General features: G+C 39.9%; 2 protein-coding genes. Both read right to left on the bottom strand.

Annotated features, from left to right (window positions below; translation table 11 throughout):
• The coding region (locus tag MK480_RS09985) for a pneumococcal-type histidine triad protein (RefSeq protein WP_268707611.1) at positions 1–1,658 on the bottom strand (1,658 nt) is incomplete at its 3' end.
• Between the two features lie 157 nt (positions 1,659–1,815).
• On the bottom strand, positions 1,816–3,009 hold a 1,194-nt coding region (locus tag MK480_RS09990; protein ID WP_268707612.1), incomplete at its 5' end, for a pneumococcal-type histidine triad protein.

Here is a 3,009-nt window from a genome sequence, read left to right on the forward strand (position 1 = left end):
TTTTGTCCCTTAACAGCTATCATACGAGCTAATTTTTCTTCCAAAGGGGACATTTGGGAGTAAGGGATAAAGTGATAATGGTCTCCGTGAGGCACTGCTACACCGTTAGCTGTACGTTTGATGATTTGTGCCGGATCAAAGACTAATCCATCAGATTCTACATGGCGTTCTGATAAAGGTTTGGCATACAATTCACTTAAAAGTGTTGGGATATCTTCCCCTTGATTTTGATGATATGTTGGGGTGACAGTCAGGTTTGGAGTCTCTGTCAAACTTGGTTGGACTGGTTTAGCATTATCACTACTTGGTTTACTTGAACTTGTAGCAGAATGAGACTGTTTTCCATTCCAATAAGCTTGGGCAGCAGCCAATTCTCCTGCAGACAAATCACTCTTAGGTATATAGTGGAAATGATTGCCGTGCGGTACAACAAAAGCGTCACCTGTATCTTCAATCACATCTGTCGGACTAAAGACATACCCATCATCCGTTGTATAGGCACCTCCAGTTGCTCGATTCGGTGCCGGCGTATTGAGATTAAAGTTTGGTTTAATGGTTGAACTTGGTGTTGAACTTAGTTTCTCAGAACTGATTGGTTTCGGATTATCGGTATGACTTTGAATTGGCTGACCTCCAATTGGCAGATTTCGAGCCAATTTTTCTTCCAAAGCAGACATTTGCGAATAAGGAATGAAATGGAAATGATCCCCGTGAGGGACTGCGACCCCATTGGCAGTACGTTTTGTAATCTGTGCTGGGTCAAATACCAATCCATCAGACTCCACATGACGTTGGCTAAGTGGCAAAGCGTACAATTCTTGAAGAAGACTAGCTAAATCTTCATTTGGGCTCTCCGGAGCTGTTGCAGGATTTTGAGGAGTTTCAGATTGACTCGTTCTTAGAGTAGATCTTGTTTCTCCCCTGATTGAACGGTATTCAACCGTACTTAATTGGCCGCCTTTCCCAGATAAGAAGGCTTGGGCAGCAGCTAATTCACTCGCAGACAAATCACTCTTCGGAATATAGTGGAAGTGATTGCCATGAGGAACGATATAGGCATCACCCGTGTCCTCAATGATATCAGAGGCATTAAAGATATAACCATCATCCGTTGTATAGCGTCCTTGAGCTCTGGCAGCAACTACCGCCTGATCGTTAGAACCGCCTCCATGATTATGACTATGTTCCTGCTTCTGACGTTTAATCTCTTCTTTTGTACGAATATTGTCCGCATGAGCCGCATCTTTAAGGTAAACATAGTATTTCCCGTCTACCTTAATCACATAACCACCCTTGATTTCATTGACAATGTCTGCATCCTTCAACTGATAATTTGGATCTTTCATCAGCAGTTCTTCACTGATGATGGCATCATAAGGAACCTTGCCATTATAGTAATGATAATGGTCTCCATGAGAAGTCACATAACCTTGGTCCGTAATCTTGATAACGATTTGTTCGGCATTTATACCTTCTTTTTTACTGACTTCATCAGGTGTCAAGTTCTCTGCCTTTTGGCTTGGTTGTTTACCATCTATATATGAAACACGGTTATTTTCTTTTACAGTTTGAGCTTGATGCAAACCTAGTTCATAAGCACAGACACTTAAAACAAGTGCTGCTGCTGATCCAGCTAGATATTTTTTATTGATTTTCATAATCTCCTCTTTTCTTAACTCTATTTGATTCACTATAAAACAATAAACCAGTTAATTAACTAGTTAATAGTTTACTCCTTTTAGTACTGCTTGTCAAGAATTTTTCGTATATACATAATAAAAATGAAAGCCTCTTTATCGAGACTCCCATTTTTCATTAGTTTGTTTTTTCCTTATTTACAGGTGAAGGATTACTACCCTTTAACAACGCAAGTAATTTTTCTGCTTCTGCCATGATACCATTATTATCCATGGTTTGGAGACTCAAATTATTTCGTAAACCAGCTAGGGTTTCTGTCGCATTGCCTTTCAGACTAGCATCCGTTACTTTAGCAAGTAAAGCTTCTGCTTCTTTGAGCTTGGCTTCTACTTTTTCAGTCTCTACTTGAGGGACTTCTGGCTCAGCAGGTGTTTCCTCTACTGGTTCTTCATCCGCTTTGAAGTTCTTTTTGGGATCTTCACTGTGGTCTTTCTTACCTAAGACATGCTCGCTGGCATTTCCCCATCCGTCATTAGAATGTGGACGTTCATCAGGATGTTCAACATAGTACTTAATCGTCGCAAATAAGTCTTCCAAGGTATAGCCATTTGGAGCTTTGTATGAGTGATCATCAAACCAAGCAAATTTAATGTTATGGTAATGATCCTTATGAGGAATGATTAAATTACCATTTTTAACTTCTACTGTATGCTCGACCATGTATGGAAGTCGAACGAGTGGAATTCGTTTCTCACCTTTCACACGATTGTAAATAGCCGCTGCACTATCTCCAGTTGGATTTGCTTGAGCATCTGCGTCTGCTGACGGAGGTAAAATTCCTTTTTCTTTAGTATAAGATTGAGCCGCAGCTTTTTCCTTATCAGAAAGGCTGTCTTTTCCAATCCAGTGACTATGGCCCATATGAGGAGTTACATAGGCATCTCCTTCATCACTGATAATATCATGTTCGTCAAAAATGTAACCATCTGACGTTGTATACTTATCAGCTAATTGAGCAATACGAACTTCGTTTTCGGTATATTCAATTTGAGAATTTGGTTTTCCAAGTCGCTCAGGATGGGTAATTGGTGCTAGGAATGCCAATAAATCATCTACCAATTTTCCTTTATTAGAAGATTCATCATTCAAGCGTTCTGCTAATTTGTCTAAGGCTTGGAAATCAGAAACGCGACCTTTATTTTCAGACAAGGCTTTATGAGCCTCGGCCAATAAATTATATGCTTTATCATAAAATTCTTGGTCACGAGGAGCGACATTTTCTTTCTTCGCAACTAGAGCATGTGTCTCTTGAGTTTTCTTTGACAAGAGATTTTCAATAGCGTCAATCTTATCCTTGGCTAAGTCTTTAGC

It is taken from the genome of Streptococcus mitis, assembly GCF_026782895.1.
Taxonomy (GTDB): Bacteria; Bacillota; Bacilli; order Lactobacillales; family Streptococcaceae; genus Streptococcus; species Streptococcus mitis_CB.